18 protein-coding genes are annotated in these 24,601 nt (G+C 64.7%); 7 read left to right on the top strand and 11 right to left on the bottom strand.

Annotated elements, in window-relative coordinates; all coding sequences use genetic code 11:
* Nucleotides 1-56: 56 nt before the first annotated feature.
* From xdhC to BPHYT_RS15055, 8 genes are all read right to left on the bottom strand, one after another.
* Complete coding sequence (xdhC, locus tag BPHYT_RS15090) at nt 57-1,073, bottom strand: xanthine dehydrogenase accessory protein XdhC (RefSeq protein ID WP_012434014.1); 1,017 nt, start codon at nt 1,071-1,073, stop codon at nt 57-59.
* A gap of 96 nt (nt 1,074-1,169) precedes the next feature.
* Nucleotides 1,170-3,572 (bottom strand): xanthine dehydrogenase molybdopterin binding subunit, encoded by a 2,403-nt coding sequence (gene xdhB / locus BPHYT_RS15085; RefSeq protein ID WP_012434013.1) that lies wholly within the window; start codon nt 3,570-3,572, stop codon nt 1,170-1,172.
* The gene (gene xdhA / locus BPHYT_RS15080; protein ID WP_012434012.1) at nt 3,572-5,119 is read right to left on the bottom strand and encodes a xanthine dehydrogenase small subunit; all 1,548 of its coding nucleotides are present in this window, start codon (nt 5,117-5,119) and stop codon (nt 3,572-3,574) included. The genes xdhB and xdhA overlap by 1 nt, the downstream gene beginning before the upstream one ends.
* A gap of 382 nt (nt 5,120-5,501) precedes the next feature.
* A complete protein-coding gene (locus BPHYT_RS15075) occupies nt 5,502-6,011 on the bottom strand; it encodes a disulfide bond formation protein B (protein WP_012434011.1) in 510 nt (169 codons plus the stop codon).
* Between the two features lie 121 nt (nt 6,012-6,132).
* Nucleotides 6,133-7,512 carry an amidase gene (locus tag BPHYT_RS15070; RefSeq protein WP_012434010.1) on the bottom strand — a complete coding sequence of 460 codons (1,380 nt, stop codon included), beginning with the start codon at nt 7,510-7,512 and terminating at the stop codon, nt 6,133-6,135.
* A 101-nt stretch (nt 7,513-7,613) separates the two neighbouring features.
* The gene (locus BPHYT_RS15065) at nt 7,614-8,294 is read right to left on the bottom strand and encodes a GntR family transcriptional regulator (RefSeq protein ID WP_012434009.1); all 681 of its coding nucleotides are present in this window, start codon (nt 8,292-8,294) and stop codon (nt 7,614-7,616) included.
* A gap of 146 nt (nt 8,295-8,440) precedes the next feature.
* Entirely contained in the window at nt 8,441-9,790 is a 1,350-nt protein-coding gene (locus BPHYT_RS15060; protein WP_012434007.1) for an MFS transporter, read from the bottom strand.
* 7 nt (nt 9,791-9,797) lie between these two features.
* Complete coding sequence (locus tag BPHYT_RS15055; protein WP_012434006.1) at nt 9,798-10,487, bottom strand: DUF2848 domain-containing protein; 690 nt, start codon at nt 10,485-10,487, stop codon at nt 9,798-9,800.
* Nucleotides 10,488-10,694: 207 nt separating this feature from the next.
* On the opposite strand from BPHYT_RS15055, the gene BPHYT_RS15050 reads away from it, so the two are divergent.
* From BPHYT_RS15050 to BPHYT_RS15040, 3 genes are all read left to right on the top strand, one after another.
* A complete protein-coding gene (locus BPHYT_RS15050) occupies nt 10,695-12,452 on the top strand; it encodes a cation:proton antiporter (RefSeq protein ID WP_012434005.1) in 1,758 nt (585 codons plus the stop codon).
* A gap of 150 nt (nt 12,453-12,602) precedes the next feature.
* On the top strand, nt 12,603-14,084 hold the full coding sequence (locus BPHYT_RS15045; protein ID WP_012434004.1) for a gamma-glutamyl-gamma-aminobutyrate hydrolase family protein: 1,482 nt from the start codon (nt 12,603-12,605) through the stop codon (nt 14,082-14,084).
* Nucleotides 14,085-14,607: 523 nt separating this feature from the next.
* Nucleotides 14,608-15,339, top strand: a complete 732-nt coding sequence (locus tag BPHYT_RS15040) for a DUF2968 domain-containing protein (protein ID WP_012434003.1) — start codon at nt 14,608-14,610, stop codon at nt 15,337-15,339.
* A gap of 92 nt (nt 15,340-15,431) precedes the next feature.
* On the opposite strand, the gene BPHYT_RS15035 is transcribed toward BPHYT_RS15040, so the two are convergent.
* Nucleotides 15,432-16,652: a hypothetical protein gene (locus tag BPHYT_RS15035; protein ID WP_238535598.1), complete on the bottom strand. Its 1,221-nt coding sequence runs from the start codon at nt 16,650-16,652 to the stop codon at nt 15,432-15,434.
* A gap of 202 nt (nt 16,653-16,854) precedes the next feature.
* Entirely contained in the window at nt 16,855-17,379 is a 525-nt protein-coding gene (locus BPHYT_RS15030; protein WP_012434001.1) for a GNAT family N-acetyltransferase, read from the bottom strand.
* Nucleotides 17,380-17,681: 302 nt separating this feature from the next.
* Between BPHYT_RS15030 and tcuC the strand changes: the two genes are divergently transcribed.
* Nucleotides 17,682-18,983, top strand: coding sequence for an MFS transporter (gene tcuC / locus BPHYT_RS15025; protein WP_012434000.1), 1,302 nt, complete (start codon nt 17,682-17,684; stop codon nt 18,981-18,983).
* A gap of 113 nt (nt 18,984-19,096) precedes the next feature.
* Here the strand turns inward: tcuC and BPHYT_RS15020 are convergent, their stop codons facing one another.
* Nucleotides 19,097-20,944: a tetratricopeptide repeat protein gene (locus BPHYT_RS15020; protein ID WP_041758536.1), complete on the bottom strand. Its 1,848-nt coding sequence runs from the start codon at nt 20,942-20,944 to the stop codon at nt 19,097-19,099.
* A gap of 137 nt (nt 20,945-21,081) precedes the next feature.
* Here BPHYT_RS15020 and BPHYT_RS15015 point away from each other — a divergent pair, with 137 nt between their 5' ends.
* The 3 genes from BPHYT_RS15015 (at nt 21,082) to BPHYT_RS15005 (ending at nt 24,410) form a co-directional block, all read left to right on the top strand.
* A complete protein-coding gene (locus BPHYT_RS15015; RefSeq protein ID WP_041759024.1) occupies nt 21,082-21,441 on the top strand; it encodes an ArsR/SmtB family transcription factor in 360 nt (119 codons plus the stop codon).
* Nucleotides 21,438-22,538 (top strand): cation diffusion facilitator family transporter, encoded by a 1,101-nt coding sequence (locus BPHYT_RS15010; RefSeq protein ID WP_012433997.1) that lies wholly within the window; start codon nt 21,438-21,440, stop codon nt 22,536-22,538. Before BPHYT_RS15015 ends, BPHYT_RS15010 begins: the two co-directional genes overlap by 4 nt.
* 147 nt (nt 22,539-22,685) lie before the next feature.
* Nucleotides 22,686-24,410 (top strand): FAD-dependent monooxygenase, encoded by a 1,725-nt coding sequence (locus BPHYT_RS15005; RefSeq protein WP_012433996.1) that lies wholly within the window; start codon nt 22,686-22,688, stop codon nt 24,408-24,410.
* Nucleotides 24,411-24,601: the final 191 nt, after the last annotated feature.

Below are 24,601 nucleotides of genomic sequence, written 5' to 3'. Positions count from 1 at the left end.
TTTTGGAGTCATCGTGCGCCGCATGCGTAAGCGTCGTATCGACGACATGCCGCGCATCAAACCGTCTGCGTGGCGTGATGCACGCCCGCGTTCGCTTCGACGGCCTGAAGCACCTGCGCCGCCGCCGAGATCGCGATGATCTCCGGCGACTTGTCGACAATGCCGTCCACGCCGAGCGGGCACTTCATCCGCGCGATCAGCGACGGATCGAGACCGCGCGCGGCCAGCCGATGTTCGAACTGCTTGCGCTTGCTATGCGAGCCGATCATGCCGAAGAACGCGAAGTCGCCACGCCGCAGAATGCGCTCGGCCAGCTCAAGATCGAGCGCATGGTTGTGCGTCATCACGATGAAGTACGTATTCGGCGCGGCCTGGTCGATGGCTTCGTCGGGCGCGTCGTTCGGATCGATCTTCACGTTTGGCGCGTGCAGCGTTTCCGCGGGCGGAAATTGCGCGTCGCGTTCGTCGACCCAGCGAACCGCGCACGGCAGCGTGGCCAGCACGCGAACCAGCGCGGCGCCCACGTGACCGGCGCCGAACAGCACGACCGAGAAGTCGCCTGGCGCGATGGTTTCGGTCAGCAGCGCGCCGCTGTCGTCGAAACCGGCGCCGTCCCACAGCAGGCAGTCAGCGGCGTCGACGCCCGGCTCGGGGTCGGACAGCATCACCGCATCCGGTGCGGGGCCGAATGATACGCTACGCACTGTCGACTGGCCGGCGGCCACGCGTTTCGCCAGCGTCGTGATCCAGCCGAGGTCGCCCACATCGAGCCGCTCGAAAGCGAGAATCACCGCGCCGCCGCAGCATTGACCGAGACTCGGGCCGAGCGCGAAACGCTCCAGACGACGCATATGCGGCGAGCGCATGCCGTCGCGCAGCACCTGGCGCGCGGTCTCGATGGCTTTCCATTCGAGGTGTCCGCCGCCGATGGTGTGCTTCGCCGAATCGCGCGTGACGATCATCTTGGTGCCGGCTTCGCGGGGCGCCGAACCTTCGACGCGCGCGACCGTCACCAGCACGGCGGCGTCGCCGTGCGCGAGCAGTTGTTGCAGGTCAGGTAGCCAGGCTTGCATCCGGCGTTCTCCATACGTGGCCGCGCGGGGTGTCCGTGCGGCCGGTTGAGTGTGGTCTGGCGCGTTCGTGTCGCGTCAGGCCGCGGGGTTTTCTTTTCACGCGGTCGTGTCGTTCGTCGCTGGTGCCGTTGCCGGTTGCGGCGCGGGCTGCGGCTGCAAGGCGTCCAGTGCGTCGAGAATCGCTTCGGGTGTAGCCGGCGCGCGCAACTGCGGCGCCTCTTGCGCATCTGGCACCGCAGCCGCGATCGCGTCGCGAATCGCGAGGAACACCGAGAACGGCAACAGCAACGGCGGCTCACCCACAGCCTTCGAGCGGAACACGGTCGGCTCGGCGTTGCGGTTCTGATAGAGCTGCACGTGGAACGCGGCGGGCGTGTCGCTGACCGCGGGAATCTTGTAGGTGGATGGCGCGTGCGTCATCAGACGGCCATCGCGGTTCCACCAGAGTTCCTCGGTGGTGAGCCAGCCCATGCCCTGAATGAAGCCGCCTTCCACCTGACCGATGTCGATGGCCGGGTTGATCGACTGACCGGCGTCGTGCAGCACGTCCGCACGCACGAGTTTCCACTCGCCCGTCAGCGTGTCGATCACGACTTCCGACACCGCCGCGCCATAGGCGAAGTAATAAAACGGGTGACCGGTCAGCGTTTTCGCATCCCAATGCACTTTCGGCGTGCTGTAGAAACCGTCCGACCACAACTGCACGCGCGCCAGATACGCGGCGCCGACCAATTGTTCGAACGGCATCGCGCCGCCGTTCACCGATACCTCGCCGTTGGCAAATTGCACGTCGTTCGCCGTGCCGCCGAGTTGTTTGGCGACGAGTTCAGCGAGCCGCGCGCGAATGGTCTTTGCCGCGGCTTCGGCCGCTTTGCCGTTCAGATCGCTGCCGGTGGACGCGGCCGTTGCCGACGTGTTCGCGATCTTGGAAGTATCGGTTGCCGTGACCCGCACGCGCGAAAGCGGCAAGCCGAACTCGTTGGCGACCACTTGCGCGACTTTGGTATTGAGCCCCTGGCCCATTTCCGTGCCGCCGTGATTGACGAGCACGGAACCGTCTTTGTACACGTGCACCAGCGCGCCGGCCTGATTCAGAAACGGCACGTTGAACGAGATGCCGAACTTCACCGGCGAAAACGCGATGCCGCGCTTGAGCACCGGACTGCCTGCGTTGAATGCGGCGATTGCTTCGCGGCGCGCGCGATAGCCGCTCGTAGCGAGCAGTTCGTCGGTCAGCGGCGCGATGATGTTGTCCTCGACGCGCTGTCCATACGGCGTCGTGTCGCGCTCGCCGATGCCGTAGTAGTTGGCGAGGCGCACCTCGAGCGGATCGCAGTTCAACTGACGCGCGATGCTGTCTAGCATCACTTCCATCACGAGCGCGCCTTGCGGACCGCCGAAGCCGCGGAACGCGGTGTTCGATTGCGTGTTGGTCTTACAGCACAGCGCGACGATGTCGACATCGGACAGGTAGTACGCGTTGTCGAAGTGGCAGACAGCACGTGTGGCGACAGCGCCGGACAAATCCGCGGAATAGCCTGCACGCAACGCGATTTCGACGCGCGCGCCGAGAATACGCCCGCTGTCGTCGAAGCCTGCTTCGTACACGTAGACCGCGTCGTGGCGCTTGCCGGTGATCATGAAGTCGTCGTCGCGGTCGGCGCGCAGCTTGACCGGACGGCGCAGCAGTTTCGCGGCGAGTGCGGCCACGCAGGCGAACACCGCCGATTGCGATTCCTTGCCACCGAAGCCGCCGCCCATGCGCCGGCATTCGCACAATACATTGTGCTGCGGCCAGTCGAGCATATGCGCGACTACTTGTTGCATCTCGCTCGGGTGCTGCGTCGAACTGTAGACGAGCATGCCGTCCATTTCCTTCGGCACGGCGTAGGCGATCTGGCCTTCCAGATAGAACTGTTCCTGGCCGCCGACTTCGAACGTGCCGCTGATCCGGTTCGGCGCGGTGGCAATTTTTGCATCCGGCTCGCCGCGTTTCAGATGCAGCGGCGGCAGGACGAACTGCTTCGCGGCTTTGGCATCGGCGGGTGTGAGAATGGCTTCAAGCGGTTCGTAGCGGATCACGTCGTCGCTTTTCGCCAGCGCGGCGGCGCGGCGTGCGAGCTCGTGGCTTTCGGCGATCACGGCGAACACCGGCTGGCCGAGGTAGAGCACCTCATTGACCGCGAGAATCGGATCGTCGTGCAGTACCGGACCGCAATTGTTTTCACCGGGGATGTCTTCGGCGGTCAGCACGGCGATTACGCCCGGTGCTTTCCTGACCGCGTCCAGATCCATCGACACGATCCGCGCATGGGCATGGCGCGACAGGCCGAGCGCCGCATGCAGCGTGCCTTGCAACTCGGGCACGTCGTCCGTGTAAGTGGCTTCGCCGCTCACATGCAGCGCAGCCGATTCATGCGGCAGCGAGACGCCGATCGCCGCGCCGCTCTCGTGAGCGACGTGGCCAGCGTGTTCGACGAAAGCATCGGTCCGGTTCATCACGACGGCTCCTTCGCAACGGCGGCGTCCGGCGCCCCGGCTTCGAACGCGAACGCGTTCACGTCGAAGAGGGCGAGCGGCGCGTCATCGCGCGTTTCGAGGTGAAAGCGCCACAGCAGATTGCGCGCCACCTTCAATCGATACGCGCTCGACGCGCGCATGTCGGTGAGCGGCTGGTAATCGGCGACGAGCGCATTCATGGCTTGCCGCGCGGTGCTTTCGTCCCAGCTTGCGCCATTCAGGACGGCTTCGGTTTGCGCGGCCCGCTTCGGCGTGGCCGCCATGCCGCCGAACGCGATACGCGCTTGCTCGATGACCCCGTGTTCGCCGAGGTGCAGCGCGAACGCCGCGCACACGGCGGAGATGTCCTGGTCGTAACGCTTCGACACTTTGTAGGTGCGAAAGCGCAGGTTGCCTGCCGGCCGCGGCACGCGCAGCGCCGCGACGAATTCGCCGGCCGCGAGTGCGGTCTTCTGGTAGCCGAGGCAGAACGCGTCGAGCGGCAGCGAGCGCGTTTTCGGACCGTGACGCAGCACGACTTCGGCGCCGAGCGCGAGCAGCGCCGGCATCGAATCGCCGATCGGCGAACCGTTCGCGACGTTGCCACCGAGCGTGCCGGCATTGCGGATCGGCAGCGACGCAAAACGCGTCCACAGTTCGGCAAGTTCGGGGTAGTCGACGGCGAGTGCCGCATACGCATCTTCGAGCGTGACGGCGGCGCCGATTGTCAGCGTCTGCGCGTCGCGCTCGATCGTCTTCAATTCGGCGACGTTGCCGATATACAGAATGTCGCCAAGATCGCGGAATTGCTTGGTGACCCACAGGCCGACATCGGTGCTGCCGGCCAGCAGCCGCGCTTGCGGATGGTCGGCGCGGAGCTTGGCGAACGCGTCGAGCGAGACGGGTGCGTGAAAGGCGGGTGAGCCGAACGCGGCGCCACGCGTGTCGGGCGCACGGTATTCGAAGCTGTCGCGCCGTTGCAGTTCGCGCAACTGATCCGCGACGGCCTTGCGGTCGAGCGTCACGCGCGGGTATTGCGGATAGTCGAACATCTTCTGCGAAGCGTCGACGATCGGCCGGTAGCCGGTGCAGCGACACAGATTGCCGGAGAGCGCGGCGTTGATTTCATCGCGGGTGGGCAGGCCGGCGGCGGCCGGCTGATTTTCATACAGCGCCCACATCGACATCACGAAACCGGGCGTGCAGAAGCCGCATTGCGAACCATGGCAGTCGACCATGGCCTGTTGCACGGGGTGCAGGGCGCCGTCGGCGGCGCGCAGGTCTTCGACGGTGAAGAGCGCCTTGCCATCTAGCGTCGGCAGGAACTGGATGCAGGCATTGACCGCTTTCAGCGCGAGGCCGCCGTGCGCGTCAAGTTCGCCGACGACGACTGTGCAGGCGCCGCAGTCGCCCTCCGCGCAGCCTTCCTTCGTGCCGGTGCAATGCAGATCTTCGCGCAGGTGCTGGAGCACGGTGCGCGACGCAGGAACGCCCGCGACCTCACGGACGGCCCCCTGGTGATAAAAGCGGATGGTTTGCGTTGTCATGGCGAATCCAGAAGACACTGCGGACCGGGCGCGCGTTACGCATGGGGTCGCGCCAAAGCCGGCCTCGCGCACGTAGATCGCCATCCAAGTCCGAAGATAGCATTACCTTGTCCCAAAAAGATTTCCCATGTCGCATGAAGCTTATTCGGAAGCGGTCATGAGATAAGTACGATTCGCGCTACGGCGGGAAGTTGCGTGAATCGGGACGGAAGAGGGAAAGCCAGGCGGGGCCGGGCGCTGCGGGGAAAATGGATGGTCTGGCTGACCAGCAACGGCGGGGTCTCGGGACGAAAAAACGCCGGATTTCGCGTCGCCGCACTCGGCGGCACGAAATCCGGCGTTCGTTGTTCAGCGTGGCGAACGCGGCGCGGCAGAACCCCGGTCAGGCAATCCGGCGACGGTTGCGAACCAGCGTCAGCACCAGCGGGATGAAAGCGACCACGAATGCGACCAGCGACCATTGCGGCAGCGTCAGACCCAGAGTCGGCGGATAGGCCGTTTCGCACAGGCCGGCGACCTTGAACACGCCCGGCAGCCAATGCGCGGGCGGCAAGCTGTCGACCAGCGGCTGCAGCGCGTCGAAGCCGCAGCTAAAGCCCGGATTCGCCTGAACATACACATGACGCACGGCCGTGACGATACCGGCCAGCGCCGACAGGGCCGCCAGCACTTCGAGCAGACGCACGCCGCGCCAGTTGTTGAAACGCGCGCCGAGGAACGCGAAGATCGCGATCAGCAGGAAGAAATACCGCTGGATGATGCACAACGGGCAGGGGTCTTCGTGCAGGAAATACTGCAGGTACAGCGCGCCACCCACGAGGGCGACGCAGATCAGGCCAAGCAGAACCAGCAGGGAGCGCTCGCGGCGCAGCATTGCAGTGTCGTTATTCATGGATCGTGTGGCTGTCTCGAAACGGAAAGGGCGGGTGCCCGCGATTCTAGCGCGAACCCCCGCCCCGCCGCTTATCCTGCTTTTACGGCGTATTTCCCGATCGGCGTCCTGATGTCCTTGATCAGCGAATCGCCTTGAGCACCGCTTCGGCGCCTCGGCCGATGGCCAGCAGGGCGTCGTCGGCGTGCGGCGCGCCGGCCAGCATCAGGCCGACCGGCGCGTCGCCGCGCAGATGGCACGGCAGCGACAGCGCGCAGGTGTCGAGGAAGTTGAACACGCTCGGGTTGCGCAGAATCAACGCGTTAGTGCGGCCGAAGGCCTCGTCGTCGTCGACCAGATCGGCGACGCGCGGCGGCACCACCGGCACCGTAGGCGCCACCACCGCATCGAAACGTTGCCACAGCGTGCGGGCGGCTTCGGCCAACATCGCCTCGCGTTCGGCGAGCAGGTCGAGATAATCGGCGGCGCTGGCGGGCTGGCCCTTCAGAATGCGCACCAGCACGCGCGGATCGTATTGGTCGCGATGCTTTTCCAGCAGCGGACGATGCCACGCGTACGCCTCGATCGGCGAGAACCCGAAGCGGTTGATCTCGGGCAAACGGTCGAGCGGTGCGAAACGCACTTCGCTGACGATCGCGCCGGCCGCTTCCAGATGCTTGAGCGCCGTGTCGATTGCCGCGGCGACCGCCGGCTCGACGCCGTCCGTGACGAAATTGGTCAGCACGCCGAGGCGCACGCCTTCCAGCGGACGGGCGGCCGGAATACGCGGCTCGAGCCCGGCCAGCATGCGGTCGACTAACGCGCAGCAGGCCACGGAAACGCCGATCGGCCCGAACGAATCGAGCGTCGATGAGAGCGGCACGCCGCCCTGTTTGGGAATGCGGTCGGCGGTCGGTTTGAAGCCGGTCAGGCCGCACAGCGCCGCCGGAATGCGGATCGAGCCGCCGGTGTCGGTGCCGAGCGCAATGGCCGCCATGCCGTCCGCGACGGAAGCCGCCGCGCCCGACGACGAGCCGCCCGAAATCCGCTCGTCGCCTTTCACGCCGCGCTGGTACGGCGACAGCGGATTGCCGTAGTGCGGGTTCAGGCCTAGTCCGGAAAACGCGAACTCGCTCATATTGGTCCGGCCGACGAGCACCGCGCCCGCGCGCTTCAAACGCGCGACCGCGACGGCGTCCGCCTTGGCGGCGGGGGCGTCGGCGAGCACTGTGGAACCGGCGCGGGTCGGCTGGCCTTCGATATCGAACAGGTCTTTTACCGACACCGGAATGCCGGCGAGCGGTGAGAGCACGGTGCCGGCGGCGCGCAAACGGTCGTGGGCGTCGGCGGCGCTGCGGGCGCTGTCGGCGTCGACGTGCATGAAGACGGCCGCGCCCTGGCCGGCCGGATCGGCGATCCGTTCGAGCGCGGTCTCCACGAGCGCGCGGCTCGTAGTGCGTCCGGCGGCGAGGTCGGCGGCAAGTTGGGCTAGCGGCGGAAAGGGCGTGAGTTCAGTGGCCATGATGTCGGTAAAAGTCCGGTTGAACCCGGCGAAGCCGGTCAGTGAGCTAAATGCGTGAGCTGGATGCGTGAGCCTGGATGGGCGGGCTTGAATGCGGTCGATCAGATGCGATTGAAGAGTGTGGCGCGGAACGCTTCGATATGTTTTTGCACGGATTGGCGCGCGCCTTCGGCGTCGCGTTCGCGCAGCAGGCGAAACAGTTCGAGATGTTCCTCGTGTACGTCTTCCAGATGGTGCGGCTCGGACAGCGAAATGAACCAGAAGCGCAGCGAGCGCTCGTGCAGCCCGCGCAGAATGTCGGCGAGCACCGGGTTGCGCGACGCGGCCGAAATCGCCAGATGAAACTCGCGGTCGATATCCATCATGCCTTCGATATCGTGCGCGGCGACGCACACGGCCGAGCGGTCCAGCAGCGCCTGCATCGCGTCGTAGTCGTGCTGTTGCGCGTGGCGCGCGGCCAGTTCGACGCAATAGCTTTCGTTGACGAGACGCACGTCGATGATCGCCAGCACGTCGTCGAGCGAAACCGGGCGGACCATGATGCCCTTGCGCGGCATGATGGTCAGCATGCCTTCGTGCACCAGCCGATGCAGCGCCTGATGAACCGGCGTCCTGCCGATGCCGGTCAGCGCCATCAGTTCCGCTTCGTTGAGCACCTCGCTCGGCCGCAGGCGCATGGTGATGATCTCGCGCTTGACGAACGCATACGCCTGCTCGGCGAGACTCGCGGCGGCGGTCGCACGGGCAGGCGGGGAAGGGCGGGCGGTCTGCAAAAGCGTCATGTGAAGTGGCAGCGGACGATGTCGTCCGCATTGTAGAGCAAGGTTTTGCGCACACAGCGGCGCGGCTCGGGCGGATAGCGGGTGATCGACCCGCATCGGCCCTGGCGCGCGCACCGTGAGGCGCGTTGCGTCACCATCGCCGTCCGTCAGGCGCGGCTCGGCGCGACCGCCGCCGTTTGCTGCACCTTGACGCGCGGCATCATCAGCGTAACCAGCCCGCCGACGATCAGCGCCCCCGCGATCAGCACGAGCCCGAACGTCACGCTATGCGTCGCGTCTTTGACGATGCCGAGCACATACGGGCTCACATAGCCCGCGAGGTTGGCGATCGAGTTGATCACGGCGATTCCGGCGACGGCGGCCGTGCCTTGCAGGAAGGTGGTCGACATCGACCAGAAAATGCCGAAGCCCGCGAGGATGCCGACATACGCAATCGACAAACCGGTGACGGCGAGCGGAATCGAGTTGGTCACCGAAGCGCTGCCGAGCAGGCCCGCCGCGCCGATGAAGCAGCACACGGCATAGTGCCAGCGCCGCTCGCCGGTGATATCCGACGAACGCCCGATCAGGATCATGCCGATGCCCGCCGCCAGATACGGAATCGCGGTAACGAATCCATTGGTGACGAGGTTCGTCACGCCGAGATCCTTGACGATTTGCGGCAACCAGAACGAGAAGCCCGCATTGCCGGTGACGAGGCAGAAATAGATCAGCGTGAGCAGCCAGAAACGGCCCGAGCGCAACGCCACGGCCAGGCTATGTTCGGCGCCGGCCGCCGCGGCCGCGGTGTTTTCTCGCGCGAGACGGCCGAGGATCACGCGCTTTTCGTCGTCGGTGAGCCAGGCGGCTTCGGCGGGCGTGTTGCGCAGCACGGCGAGCGCCCAGAAGCCGGCGAGAATCGACGGAATGCCTTCGATCAGGAACATCCACTGCCAGCCGCGCAAACCGTGCGCTTCATGCAGCGCCGACATCAAAAAGCCCGACAACGGCGCGCCGATAATGCCGGCCACCGGAATCGCCGCCATGAACACGGCGACCATGCGCGCGCGGCGGTCCGACGGAAACCAGAAGGTCAGATAGAGCACCACGCCCGGCACCAACCCGGCTTCGGCGACGCCCAGGAAAAAGCGCAGCACGTAGAACATCGTTTCCGTGCGCACGAACATCATCAGACACGACAGCAGGCCCCACAGCATCGTGATGCGGGCGATCGTGGCGCGCGCGCCGAACTTCTTCAGCAACAGATTGCTCGGCACTTCGAACACGAAGTAGCCGAAGAAAAAGATCCCCGCGCCGAGTCCGTACGCCGCGTTCGACAGGCCGAGGTCGCCGGTGAACTGCAGCTTCGCGTAACCGATGTTGACGCGGTCCAGATACGACAGCACGTAGACGAGAAACAGGAACGGCATGATGCGCCAGGTGATCTTGCGCAAGGCGGCGGCTTCGAGCCATGCGTCGGATGACGCGTCGGCGGCGGATAGCGAAGGAGAGTTCATGGATGCCTCATTCGACGATAGGTAGCGCGCGCACGCGATAGGCGTGGCGCAGCGTGCGGTTCAGGATGGGATCGTGCAATTCGAGTTCGAGCGCGTCGCCGTCGGTCATGCCGACGATGCCGCCCTGTACCGCCAGCGTGCCGCAGAACATCGCCGCGCCCGGCGCAAGCGGCGCGCGCGTCAGCAGATCGGCGGCAGGCAGCAGCGATGCCACACTGCCTTGCTGATAGACGCGCCGCTCGCCGTTGCTGGCGACTGCGAAGGCGCGCAGTTCGAGCTGGTCCCAGTGGCCGGCCACATCGTCGAAACGCCAGGCGTCGCGGGCCAAGGGTTTCGGGCAGACCTGTTTGGAGACAGTCACGCCGTAGGCTTCGACTTCGCGGTCGGTGTGATCCGAGCCCACAGTAACGAGCAAGCCCGTCTTTGTCTGAACCAGCACGCATTCGGCTTCACCGCTCGATTTCACGCCGACCACGTCGATCTGCTCGGCCTGCGTCAGCAGTTCCGCGCCGAGGCGGTAGAACAATGGCGTGGTGGACGGCCGTTTCACGCCGAGTTCGGCCAGTTCGGCAATGTGATGCTCGATCGCGGCCTGATCGCGACCGGCCCAGCCGGCAATGGTCAGGCGATTCACCTCGGCGATCTCGGCGCGGCTGCCGCCGGAACGGTCTACAACGTTGAAGGACACCTGCTGCATTGCTCGACTCCGAAGAAAATATGCTGCAAATATTATTGTGATATTTCACAGGAGTCTAGCGCGTCAAAAACATTCTTCCGGGTGGCGTGCGGGAGATGTGCGGCCCGGCGGGCAGCGCCATATTCTTCAAACGTCGACGCGAGGCGGGTTGTCGCGTTCGTTTGCTAAACTTCGTTTTCAAGATTACTTTTTGTAAGGGACGTATTCATGCACCATGGCATCGGCTTCATTCAGGACCTGGCGGTCGTGATGGCGCTTGCTGGCGTCGTCACCGTGCTGTTCCATCGCCTGAAACAGCCGGTGGTGCTCGGCTATATCGCGGCCGGTGTGATCATCGGGCCATACACGCCGCCGTTCCAGTTGATCCACGACGAGCAGACCATCCAGACACTCGGCGAACTCGGCGTGGTGTTCCTGATGTTTTCGCTCGGCCTCGAATTCAGCCTGCGCAAACTGTTTAAGGTCGGCGCGACGGCGATAGTCGCGGCGCTCTCCGAGATCGTGCTGATGCTGTGGATCGGTTACGAGATCGGCAGCGCTTTCGGCTGGAGTTCGATGGATTCGCTGTTTCTCGGCGCGATCCTCGCGATCTCGTCGACCACCATCATCGTCAAGGCGCTCTCCGAACTGGGCCTGAAGCGCGAGAGCTTCGCGCAGCTGGTGTTCGGCATTCTGATCGTCGAGGACATTCTCGCCATCGCGATGCTGGTGCTGCTGTCGGGCATCGCGCAGACGGGGCAGTTGAGCGCGGGCGTCGCCATGGTCACGCTCGGCAAGCTGCTGCTGTTCATGACGGTGTCGCTGGTGGTCGGCATTCTGGTCGTGCCGCGCGCCTTGAATTATGTGGCGCGCGCGAAGAGCGACGAGATGCTGCTCGTCTCCGTGCTCGGGTTCTGCTTCGGCTTCTGTCTGCTGGTCGTGAAGCTCGATTACAGCATCGCGCTCGGCGCCTTTCTGATCGGCGCGATCATGGCCGAATCGCGCCATCTGCATCGGATCGAACATCTGATCGCGCCGCTGCGCGACGCGTTTTCCGCGATCTTCTTCGTGACGATCGGTTTGATGTTGAACCCGGCCGTGCTGGTCGACTACGCGTGGCCGATCGCGGTGATCACGGTGGCGGTGATCGTGGGCAAGATCGTGTCGTGCGGGCTCGGCACCTTCCTCGCCGGCAAGGACGGGCGCACGGCGATGCGCGTCGGCATGACCGTTTCGCAGATCGGCGAGTTCTCGTTCATCATCGCGTCGCTCGGCCTGACGCTGAAGGTGACGAGCGCGTTCCTGTACCCGATCGCGGTGGCGGTATCCGCTTTGACCACGCTGTTCACGCCGTATCTGATTCGCGCCGCCGACCCGCTGACGCAGCGCCTCGGTCACGCCATGCCGGGCACGCTCGCGAACGTATTCGGCATGTACGGGCAATGGTTGCGCAGCTTGAGCACGGGAAGCGGTGAACCGACGCTGTTCAGCATGACGCGGCGGATCATTCTGCAGATCGCCGTCAATCTGGCCTTAGTCGCCGCGATTTTTCTGATCGTGTCGTATAGCGCGCCCTATACCAGCGCTTGGCTCGCGCATTGGTTGGGTTCCGAGCCGATGCAGCGCGTGGTGTTATGGAGCGTCGCGCTGGTCGTGTCGCTGCCGTTTCTTGTCGCCGTGTATCGCAAGCTCAAGTCGCTTGCTTTGTTGCTCGCCGAAGTCAGCGTGCAGCCGGCGACGGCCGGACGCTTCACGAGCGCGATCCGTTACGCTATTTCCGATCTGGTGCCGGTAGTCTCGATGGTCGGCGTGTTTCTGCTGGTCGCAGCGCTTTCCGGCGGCATTCTGCCGCCGACCGGCCTGCTCGCCGCGGTGCTGGTTTGCGCCGCGTTGCTGCTGGCGCTGGTGTGGCGCTGGTGCGTGAAAATCCACGCGGCCATGCAGATCGCCTTGCGTGAAACTTTCGAAGAGCAGCCGGATCCTTGAGCCGGACTTGCCGCGCGATACGCCAGATCGAGTTCCGCGCGGCGCCCGCAACAATGTGAGCAATTGTGTGCGGGTTTGCGGCGCTTGGCTCGCTAGCGGATAATCAGGGCATATTCATTCGTTCGCGTGGAAGGCGCCTGTCTGACTGTCATGAGCGAAAACAAACCTGAAAATGCCGGCAAGCCCGGCAACCCCACGCCGCCTTCGGCGTCGCCCGCGCCGTCCGGCACTACGCCCGGCGCGTCGATAGCCGGCTCCGTGCCGCCCGATCCGGCGGCCTCGCTACCCCTCTCGCACGAAGATGCCATCCAGTCGCCGGTCAAGGACGTGACGCCGCCGGATGTTGCTTCCACGTCAACGCCGGCTGCCGAAGAAGCCGCCGTGCGATCGTCGACGGACGATCCCGACAGCGCGTCGGCGGTCACGCCCACCGATCCGCAAAAGGCGCGGCAACGCGATGCCGCCGAAGCACGCAGCTCGGCTGCTGCATCCACCGCGAGGCAGGAAGCGGAGGTTCATGAACGGGACGCGCGCCGCGCCGGCGTCCATGCAATGAGGCCGTCGCCGACTGTCGGCGGCAGTGAACCCGTGGACGGCGAACTGGTCGGCGCCGTCGAAGACGTGACAGTGAACGAAGAGATCCCGGCTTCCGCCGAGCGCCGGGCGGGTTCGCCTCCGCCCGGGTTCGGCGCGGCGCCTGACTTCACGGCCTCGAACCCGCCGCCGCCCAACGCCTTGCCGCCGTCGCCGCCGCCGCGCTATCTGAAGCACAGCGATTCGGCGTGGACCGTGTTCGGCCGCATCGTCGCGGCGCGCGCGCGCCAGATTTTCGATCGCGCGGGCCAGCGGATCACGCAACGCACGCTGCGCATCGGCGTGTCGGCGCGTATTTTTCATCCCGAGCCGGGGGCGAAGGGACTGCGCGGCAAGACCTTGCAGTACCTCGAGGAATCAATCGCGCACTGGGTGATGTCGCGCGACGTGCTGGTGTTCATGATTCCGACAGTCGGTCATCAGGGCATGCTGCATCCGAGCAATATCCGCTTGCGCGACTATGCGAAGCATCTCGACGGCCTGCTGCTGCAAGGCGGCGCCGACGTCTCGCCGCAGTCCTACGCGGAACAGGCTGCCAGTCACGAATGGCCGGGCGACCGCGTGCGCGACATGTACGAACTCGAACTGCTGCATGAGTTCGTCGAGTCGGGCAAGCCGGTGCTCGGCGTGTGCCGTGGCTGCCAACTGATCAACGTAGCGTTCGGCGGAACCTTGTATCAGGACATCGCCACCGATGTGCCGACCGCGGCTACGCACGTCAACGAGAACTACGATCAGCATCGGCACGGCATTCATTTCCCGGACGGTTCGACGCTCGCCAACATGTTCCCCGGCCGGCGCGATGCGATCGTCAACTCGATTCACCACCAGGCGGTCAAGACGCTCGGCCGCGATCTCAATATCGAAGCGGTGTCGGCGTCGGACGGCATCATCGAAGCCGTGCGCTACCGGCGCGCGCCGTTCGTGATGGGCGTGCAATGGCACCCGGAGTTTCATCGCGCGGGCGGGCCGGAGTTGCTCGACTGCACGCCGCTGCTCGATACGTTCCTGCGTGTGGCGCGCGAGACGCGGTTTTAATACGCGCTGGCTGGCGAGGCGGGTTGGATAGTCTGGCCGGTAGTTTGTTGGAGGCGCACCGTTGCGGCTTGCAACGGTGCGCCTCTTGCATTTTTCTCTTGCTGTTTTTCCGATTCGTTTCTCGTTCGACTTTCGCATCGGCTTGCCGATGCATGCGGCAGCATCAGTTTTTGAAGTCGGAAACATCTCGCTATCAAGACGGATAATCAGGAATGCGAGTTTTTTCTTTGAACGAACTGCGCGTATCTCATTGCCCGGCGCTCTATCTCCATATTGCGAATCCGCTTACGTCTGAGTTCGCACAACCTCGCGTAAATTCAAAGTCATCCGCACGAGGCGGAACGTCGCGTTTTCGCCTCATCCGCACGCGTTTATTTCGCGATGACGCGCCCCCTTGGTCAAATCGCTCGTCAGCTAATTATCTCGATTTAAAGTCTGTCGGCGTGACATTGGAATGCTTCGCTTAAAGGCGAATCCGCGCGATAATCTGCGGCTGTTTTGGATTCGCATGGAGCATGCGCGTATGAAGTATTCCTTATTAATGCGGCGCGCCATGCTGCTCGCAGCCTCGTGTGCGCTATTGCAGCAGGGCGGGTTTGTGCTGGCCGCGCAAGGCGACGAGGCCGCGCCGCTGGTTGGCACACGGCCGGCCATCAATACGCTGACGCCGCAGCCTGTCGCCGACGCGCTGCGCAACGCTGCATCTGCATCAGCCACGTCGCCCGCATCGCCCACGGCGGGCGATGCGCAAGGCAATGTCGCCGAACTGATGCAGATGATTCACGACGCGAAGCTGAGCGAACTGCGCACCACGTATAACGGCAGTTACGGCGCCAGTCTGTTTTTCCATCCGCGGGAAATGACGTACTACATCGCGTTATTTCAGGACAAGCATTTCTGGCGTGTGATCAAGACCGAGGACATGGCGCGCGCAGAAGCGATCTATGCGGGCTTTGGCCAGCAGACAGCGCAACTCGCGGATGTCGAGATTCGCCGCACGCAGTTGCAGGCGCAGAAGGCGTATATCGAAGACGTGATTGCCATGTCCGAAGATCGCGCGAAACGCCTGCAAGCCGATCTCGACGTGGCTCGCACACAAGAGGCCAAGGTCAACGACTATCAGCGTCAAACCCAAGGTGAAGCGGTCACGCTGCATGCCGAGAAGGAAAGAGTGCAAGCGCAGTTGCGCCAGGTGCAGGGCGAAGTGATGCAGTTGCAGCGGCAAACTGAAATGGGATTGCCGGTTCAGAAGTAAATGCATGAACGTAAAAGGCGCGGCCATTCTTGGGTGAATGGCCGCGCTTTTTTTGTACTGCGCAACGCTACATCTATGTGGTCGCGTCGTGCTTACTTCGCAAATTGATCCGGAACATCGGTCAGGCGTCGTTGTGAAAGATGGTTCATCCATTCGGTCCCGCTGGCGCTGGACGAATTGTTTGACGAGCCGGCGCGCGGCATGGGCGCAATGTCGCGCACGTGTGTCGCGGCGAACATGGAGACGCCCGCGTATTCGTCGACGCCGAGTCGAGCCGGGGCGACCGGCGAATAGGCTCCGGCAGCCGACAGCTTTGGCGACGCATTTACTGCAACCTTTGGGGTCGCGCCGCGTGTCGCCTGAGCGCCGCTAGTCATTGCGTGCGGCGATTGGTTTGCGACGGCTAACCGCGCCGTGCGCGGGTGAATTTGTTCGGCTTGCTTGCGGCTTTCCTCGCGGACGGGCTGACGGCGATGCGAGACGGTTTTATCGGCGACGACATGCGCCGAAGCGAAGCGCAACGCGGATGCTGCGTTCGAAGCAGGCACCGGCATCGGCACCGACGCTGCCCCGGAACGAGACGCACGCGCGAACTCAGGCACCGCACTTGAGAACGCAGGCGTTGATGCCGCGACTGCCGCAGACGTGCTTGCCGCTGCGTTACCCACCGCGCGAGCGGTGACTGCGACCGGCGGCACAGCCTTCGCTGACCGCGAATCGTGTTCGTGCGAGACCTTGCCCGCGAAGTCCATATGAGCGGCGGTGTCCCGATGCATCAGATGATCGAACCCGATCCATCCAAGCATCGCAGTGCCGCCGAGTACGCAGGCGCCGCCTGCCAACGCACTCCAATGATGGCCGGACCCGCGTCCCGCCGTTGCGTGCCTATGCGGCAGAAGCGGCGGTACGGCCGCAGCGGCTGCGGCGATTTGCGCGGCCGCGTCGAAGCGCTTTTCAAACACAGGAGCCGGCGCCTCGGTCGCGCGCCGTTCTTCCGGTGGCGACCATCGGCAAAGCGAGCGAATGGCCTGATCGCTCATGCAGAACGTGCGCAGCATGGCTGCGTAAAGTGCCTTGAGTTCCGCCCGCAAACTGTAACCTGGCGGGAGCAGTGCCCAGTCCCGGCCGAAGGACGCCGGTACATGACCCAGCGGACGCAGGCGCGGCATGGCCAGGTAGCCCTGGATCGGGGTGAAAGGAATGGTGGACATCGGTCGTTTCCAGCGCCTCTTAAAGGGGCCGCCGTTCGGCGGTCCCGGGATCTGCGGGGACTCAGGCCTCGGTGCGATGCGCGTGAAACGCCAGACACGCACGCCGTACGTCGACGCCGGCCACCCGCGTTGTGCTCTGGATAAGCACATAGGCGCATGGGCGTGTCACTCAGTGAAGCCGTAGGGGTGCGGAGGATGGTACCTGGATGCAGTCGAGTTGGAGTGCGGAAATTTCCCAACGACCATGTCGAATCGTCTTGGCTTGAGTCAGGCCTCGACATCGATCAAGCCGGCCGCGCTTGTCCTATCGATCGAGCCTGTAGACGTAGCGCAACGCTGTAATATCCACGCCGCCCATATGATCCGGTTCGGCGCCGACGAACCGCCAACCTTGCCGCTCATAGAAGCCGATCGCCGGTGCGTTCCCTTCGAGCACATACAAATAGAGTTGCGCTTCGCCCTGCGCGCGAGCCCAGTCTTTGGCGGCCTGCATGAGCAGCTTGCCGACGCCGATACCCTGATAGTCCGGCAGCGTGTGCAGGTTATCGAGCAGCACACCCCACGCGGACTCCGGCTGACGTTCGATGCAGACAAACCCCGTCGGCTCGCCCGCAAGTTCGGCGATCAGTACGATGCGGCGTTCCCCGCCGGGCGCGCTCAGGCGTGCTTCCCAATAGGCTGCGCGTTCGCGCGTGACTTCACCGTCGAGAAATGCGTCGGGCAACAGGCTGCGATAGGTGGCCTGCCAACTGGTGCTGTGGATCGAAGCAATGAGCGCGGCGTCCGCGAGAGTCGCGGGGCGCAGTGAAAGCGCGGGGGTGGTTCGCATCGGGGTAGTAATCAACGGAATGCCTGACTGCAAATGTTATCGCGACGGCCGGCCGTTCTATGTAAGGAAACTGTATGCATTTCGCGACAGCGACTTCATCGGTAACATTACGTGGAGCGGCCACCGCATGATTCACAACGTTTACCCTGATACCGCGAGAATGCGTTCAGCATGAGAATGCAGCGCCCCCGGGCGCGTTCTCTTGCAGCCGTCCGAGGCATCCGCCTGCCGAACGCGGTGGATCGTTTCAACTGCCTGCCGTCGCCGAATTCCGCGTGGCGACAGGCTCATCAGAGAATGTCATGTCTACAGCGACACACGCTACTTCCACATCGCAAGAATCCAAAGTCAAGACAGTCTTCCGCGTTGTCAGCGGCAACTTCCTTGAGATGTACGACTTCATGGTTTATGGCTATTACGCTTCGGCGATCGCCAAGACCTACTTTCCAAGCGGCAACGAATTCGCCTCGTTGATGCTGTCACTGTCGGTATTCGGCGCGGGCTTCCTGATGCGGCCGCTCGGCGCGATCGTCCTCGGCGCGTACATCGATCATCACGGCCGGCGCAAAGGCCTGATCCTCACGCTCGGTTTGATGGCGCTCGGCACGCTCACGGTCGCATCGATTCCAGGCTACGCGACGATCGGCTTGCTCGCGCCGGTGCTCGTTCTGGGTGGCCGGCTGTTGCAAGGTTTCTCCGCCGGGGTCGAACTGGGCGGCGTGTCGGTGTATCTGTCGGAGATCGCCACCAAGGGCAACAAGGGCTTCTACTGCGCGTGGCAGTCGGGCAGCCAGCAGGTCGCCGTGGTATTCGCCGCGCTGATCGGCGTGTTCCTGAACAAGCTGTTGCCGGCTGACCAGATGACCGCCTGGGGCTGGCGCGTGCCGTTCCTGATCGGCTGCCTGATCGTGCCGTTCCTGTTCCTGATCCGCCGTTCGTTGCAGGAGACCGAAGAGTTCAAGGCACGCAAGCACCATCCGAAGATGGGCGAGATCATGAAGACGATGGCCGCGAACTGGGGCATCGTGCTCGGCGGCATGGGCATGGTGATCATGACCACCGTGTCGTTCTACATGATCACGGCGTACACGCCGACCTTCGGCAAGGAAGTGCTGAAGCTGTCGTCGATCGATACGTTGATCGTTACGGTCTGCATCGGTCTGTCGAATCTGGTCTGGCTGCCGCTCGCGGGGGCGTTGTCCGACCGTATTGGCCGGCGTCCGGTGTTGCTGGCGTTCACGATCCTGACCATCCTCACCGCGTATCCGGCGCTGCAGTGGCTGGTGGCGGACCCGTCGTTCGCGCGTCTGCTGGAAGTCGAACTGTGGCTGTCGTTCCTGTACGGCAGCTATAACGGCGGGATGGTCGTGGCGCTGACCGAAGTCATGCCGGTCGAGGTGCGGACCGCTGGTTTCTCGCTTGCCTATAGCCTCGCCACGACGATCGGCGGCTTCACGCCGGCAATCTCGACGTTGCTGATTCACTCGACCGGCAACAAGGCGGCACCGGGTCTGTTCCTGGGTGCGGCGGCGATTTGCGGGTTGATCGCGACGTTGGTGCTGTATCGCACGCCGGAATCGCGCAATCAATATCGAACGGCCTGAGCTTCACCGTCTACGATTCATTCGGGCAAGTAAAAAACCCCGCGTTCTCACGAACGCGGGGTTTTTGTTTTGTGCTCGGCGGCGACGGCTGACATCGCCGGCTGGCATGTGCGCTAACCCTTGCGCAACGCGTTCGCCACGGCCTCGACGACATCCCCCCACGCGCCGGGCTGCGGCTGACGCACCAGCGTTGCGCCCGGATACCAAGGGCTGCCTGTTTCGCCGGCAAACCAGCGCCAATCCGCCGCGAACGGCAGCATCAACCACAGCGGCTTGCGCAGCGCGCCGGCAACGTGCGCGATAGATGTATCGATCGACACCACCGCGTCGAGCCGTTCGATGATCGCCGCCGTGTCCGCGAAGTCGCCGATCCGCTTGTCGAAGCGATGAATCGACGCCGCGCGCGGATGCGTGTCGAGCGCCATGCGTTCCTCGGCGCTCAACTCGGGCTGCAGCACGATCCAATCGATGCCTTCGAGTGCGAACAACGGATCGAGCGCGGCAAGCTGCATCGAACGCGTTTCGTTTTGCTGGATGCGTCCCGACCACGCGATGCCGATCTTGCGCTTGGCCTGGCCGCCGAGCGAGCCGCGCCATTTGCGGCCGTAGGCGGCCGGCACGCTGAGATAGGGCGTGCGCTGCGGAATGGTGTCGAAGGTCGTGCCGAGTGCGAGCGGCAGGCTCAGCAGCGGACAGTGCAGGTCGGCGGCGGGACGCGGCGCGCCCTGGGCGATCAGCGTCACGCGCCAGGCCTGCGCGGCCGGGGCCAGCAAGGGCAGCAGTTGCGGCTGCACTTCGAGTACGACGCGCGCCGCACGCTGCGCAACCAGCGGGACGAAGCGCACGAATTGCAGCGTATCGCCGAAACCCTGCTCGGCGTGAACCAGCAGCGTACGTTCGGCGATCGGCTCGCCGTGCCAGCGCGGCAGCGTCTGGATCACCGGCTGCGCCATGGTTTGCAGGCGCCATTCGTACTCCGGCAGCCCGCGCGCGAAATCGCGCTGCGCGAGCCACGCGAGTGCGCGGTTCATATGCGCGGAGGCAAGATCGGGACGCAGACGCAGCGCCTGATCCAGCGCACGCACGGCGGGGCCATGCGCGCCCAGCGCCTGATGCGCGGTGCCCAGACTCAGCCACGCGAGCGCGAATTGCGGATCGAGACCGACGGCGCGTTCCAGATACGGCAGCGCCTCGGCGTGGCGTCCCAATGCCGCGAGCGCGTTACCCATGCCGAAGATCGCCGGCGGCAGGTTCGGCTGCAAAGCCAGCGCCGCCTTGAACGACGCGACGGCTTCGGCATGGCGGCCGGTGGCGTCGAAGGTGTTGGCGAGATTGAAGTGCGCGGCGACGAAGCGCGGTTCGGCCGCCAACGCCGTCTGGAAACACGGGATCGCTTCTTCCGCGCGGCCGAGCGCGTTCAGCGACATGCCCATGTTATTGAGCGCGCCGGCGTGTCCGGGACGCAGTTCGATCGTGCGCCGGAACGCGGCGATGGCTTCCGTATGGCGCCCGAGCGCATGCAGCGCATTGCCGAAGTTGTTGTGCGACGAAGCGTCGTCCGGTTGCAGCCGCAACGACTTTTCGAACGCATCGGCGGCGTCTTCATGACGGCCCGCGGCGGCGTAGGCATTGCCGAGGTTGTAGTGCGCCATCGGGAACGACGGCGCGAGCGTCAGCGCGTTGCGGAACTGTTCGATGGCGTCGTCGATCTGGCCCAGCGCTTTCAGCGCGTTGCCCAGGTTCAGTTGCAGCGCGGCGTCTTCCGGACGCAGGTTCACTGCGCGCCGCACGAGCTCGGCGGCTTCGGCGTGCTGGCCCTGCTGGTGGCGCAGGACGCCCAGCAGGTGCAACGCATCGACGTGCGCGGGATTGCCGTCGAGCGTCGCGCGGTAGCCGCGTTCGGCGTCGTCGAGGCGGCCGTCACGATGCGCCGCAAAAGCGCGGTCAAATACAGGTTGCATGACGGGGGATGGCATTCGGGTGAGGCAGAGGCCGCATTTTCCCACACTCGCCGGACCGCGCTCCGATTTGACCGGTTGTCTCGATATCTATAACATGTGAATAGATGTTCATATGTTATTCCGCAGCGCCGCCCGCCATGGCTTCTTCCCTTGCTTCTACCTCGTCGTTTGCAAGCTTTGACGATCGTTCCGTCGACACGATCGTGCCGCTGGCCGATCTGTTTCGTCTGCTCGGCGACCCCACGCGCTTGCGCATCGTGCTGGCTTGCCTCGACGAGCGGCGCGCCGTCGGGGCGATTGCTGAGGCGCTGGGTTTGTCGTCGTCGCTGGTAAGCCATCATTTGCGGCTGCTGCGCGCGGCGCGGATCGTGCGCGCGGAGCGGCAGGGCAAGCAGGTCTTCTATCTCGCCGCCGACCGCCACATCAGCGCGATGTTGGCCGGCATGCTCGAACACGTGGCCGAACCGGCCGGCGATGATTCACTGGAACCGTCATGAAGAAACCGGAAACTCCAAACTTAGTTGCAGCACATCGTCACGATTGCACTTCGGGCCACGCTGACCAGGTTGGTCAGGCGCAAGGCGTCCACGGCCACAGCGAAAGCAGCCACGGCGACAGCCACAGCCACGGTGGGCACAACCACAATCACGGCGGCCACAGTCACGGCGGCCACAGCCACGGCCACGCCGGCCACCACCACGCCCATGCTCCCGTCGCGGGCCACGGCCGTGCTTTCGCGCTCGCGGTCGTGTTGAACATCGCCATCGTGATCGCGCAAGCCGTCTACGGTGTTCTCGCGCATTCCACCGCGTTGCTCGCCGATGCCGGCCACAATCTCTCCGATGTGCTCGGGCTGCTGCTCGCCTGGGGCGCTTCGTGGCTCGCCACGCGCCGTCCGTCGGCGCGCTATACGTTCGGTTACGGCAGCTCGTCGATCCTCGCCTCGCTCGTCAATGCCGGGCTGCTGCTGTTCGCGTGCGGCGTGATCGTCGCCGAAGCCATCGGGCGGCTGATGAATCCCGCGCCGGTGGCGGGGTTCGCGGTGTTCGTCGTCGCGACGCTCGGCGTGGTGGTCAACGGGATTTCCGCGTGGCTCTTCATGCGCGGGCAGAAGGATGACCTGAACATTCGCGGCGCTTTCCTGCATATGGCGGCGGATGCCGGCATCTCGGCGGCGGTCGCGGTGAGCGGTCTCGTGATTCTCTATACCAACTGGACGTGGCTCGATCCGATCATGAGCCTGCTCGTGGTGGCGGTCGTGGTGGTCGGCACGTGGGGCCTGTTGCGCGATTCGGTGCGCCTCGCGCTCGACGCCGTGCCGCCCGGCGTCGACCTGCAAAGCATCCGCGATTATCTGGCGGGGCAGCCCGGCGTCGTCGATGTGCACGATCTGCACGTGTGGGCCCTGTCGACCACCGGCAATGCGCTCAGCGCGCATCTGGTGATGCCGGACGGCCACCCCGGCGACGAGTCGCTCGACGGCATCGTCGTCATACTGCGCGAACGCTTTTCGATGCAGCACGCGACGCTGCAAGTCGACCTCGGCACCACGAACCATCGGTGCGCAATGGATCATGCGCCGCACGCGCATTGAGGCAAACTGGCATGCGCAGCAAGCCTTGGGCAAGTGCAAGCCAATCGCATGATTGATGCAGCGCACCGTCAGCGGCTTGCCGGCGGCGCTTCAGGGCGAGTTCCTCCGGGCGTACACTAGAACGCATTGTTGTTTCCGGAGTTCCGCATGGACGCTGCCGCAAACGATGCGTCGCCGGTACTGATCGTCGGTGCTGGCCCCACCGGGCTCGCCGCGGCCATGAGTCTGGCGCGTGCCCACATCCCCGTGCGTCTGATCGACAAAGCCATGCAACCGAACCCGTATTCGCGGGCCATCGGCATCCAGGCGCGCACGCTCGAGTTGCTCGAGCAGCATCGGCTAGTCGAACCGTTTCTCGAACTCGGCCATCGCGCGCGCATCGCCAATCTGTTTTCGAACGGCATGCGTCTCGCGCAACTCGATTTCGATCCACTCCACACGCGCTATCCGTATCTGCTGTTTCTCGATCAGTCCGTGACCGAGCGCTTGCTGGCGGAGCATCTCGCGACGCTCGGCGTGACGGTCGAGCGCGGCGTCGAGCTGACCATGTTCGCGCAAGGCTCCGCCAGCATTCAGGCGACGCTGCGCCGCGCGGACGGTCACACGGAGACGATGCGTCCGTCGTACATGATCGCCGCCGACGGCGCGCATAGCGCGATCCGTCACCGGCTGGGTCTGAACTTCGAAGGCAAGACCTTCGAGCAGACGTTCCTGCTCGCCGATCTGCACGCCGAAACCGATTGGCCCGAAGACGAGTTTCATATCTTCGCGTCAGGCGAAGGTCTGGTTGCGCTCTTTCCGATGGGCCACGGCCGGCATCGCCTGATTGCGGATCATGCGCTCGAGCCTGCCGCGCTCGCGCCCGCCGCGACGCCTGCGGTGTTGGGCGAACCGCCGTTGAACAAGGTGCCGGCGCCGTCGCTCGAGGAATGCAAGGCGCTGATCGCGCGGCGCGTGCGCGAGCGGGTCGATGTGTCGGATCTGGCGTGGTCCGCGTATTTCCATGTGAACAGCCGCATGGTGGACCGGTTGCGTGTGGGCCGCATCTTTCTCGCGGGCGACGCCGCGCATGTGCACAGTCCGGCCGGCGCGCAAGGCATGAACACCGGTATTCAGGAGGCGCTCAATCTCGGCTGGAAGCTGGCGCGTGTCATGAAGAGCGCGGCGCCGGATCGGCTGCTCGACACCTATCACACCGAACGTCATCCGATCGAACGTGACGTGCTGCGGCAGACCGGCTTCATTACCCAAATGGCCGAGGCCGATCACGGACCGCTCAGGCTGTTGCGCGAACGCGTGATGCCGGTGCTCGCCGCGCTGGGTCCGCTGCGCGATGCCGCACGCGCCACGATCAGCGAACTGTCGATCCAGTACCGGCGCAGTCCGCTGACGCTCGAGCGCGTGCTTGACGGCGGCCCGCGCGCCGGCGAGCGCGCGCCCGACGCGCTGGTGCATGTGGTGGACGGACCGCTTGGCCGCGCGCCCGGCGTCGGCTGCATTTTCGATCTGCACGATCCGGCGTTCTTCTCGCTGTTCCTGCTGGTGCCGCCGCTGCCCGTCGACGAAACACCACTCGATCCCGCAGCGAAGCATGCGCCGCCGCCGGACCCGGAAATGGAACGGGTGGCGGCCGAAGTCGAGCGCTTGCTGCCGGGCGCAGTGCGCATCTGGCGCATCACGGATACCAACGGCGATGGCGGCCCGGCGCTTTCCGAATCGTATGGACGCACGCGGCCGTCGTTTTATCTGGTGCGCCCGGACGGCTACATCAGCGCGCGCGGACGCACCGGCTCCGATCTGCACGGTCTGTTGCGGCATTGCGAAGCGTGGTTCACGGTGAATGGCGAGCTACCGGAGCAGGCGGCGTTGTGATGCGGGGCCGCTTGCCGAGCTTAGGCGGAAAGCGCAGCGGTACCCGCTGACTCGCTTACGGTGAATGGCGAGATACAGGAGCAAGCGACCTTGTGACGGCCGCCTGCTGAGCTGGTCTGTGAGTGGTGCGAGGTCGCTGGTGCGACCTGGATTGCGCGCGCGAGCAAGCGGCCAAGGCTGCGCAGCCGCAG

Origin of the sequence: Paraburkholderia phytofirmans PsJN, assembly GCF_000020125.1 — a bacterium.
Lineage (GTDB): Bacteria > Pseudomonadota > Gammaproteobacteria > Burkholderiales > Burkholderiaceae > Paraburkholderia > Paraburkholderia phytofirmans.
Note: the sequence above shows the minus strand (reverse complement) of the source record. Positions and strands in the feature narration are given on the sequence as shown.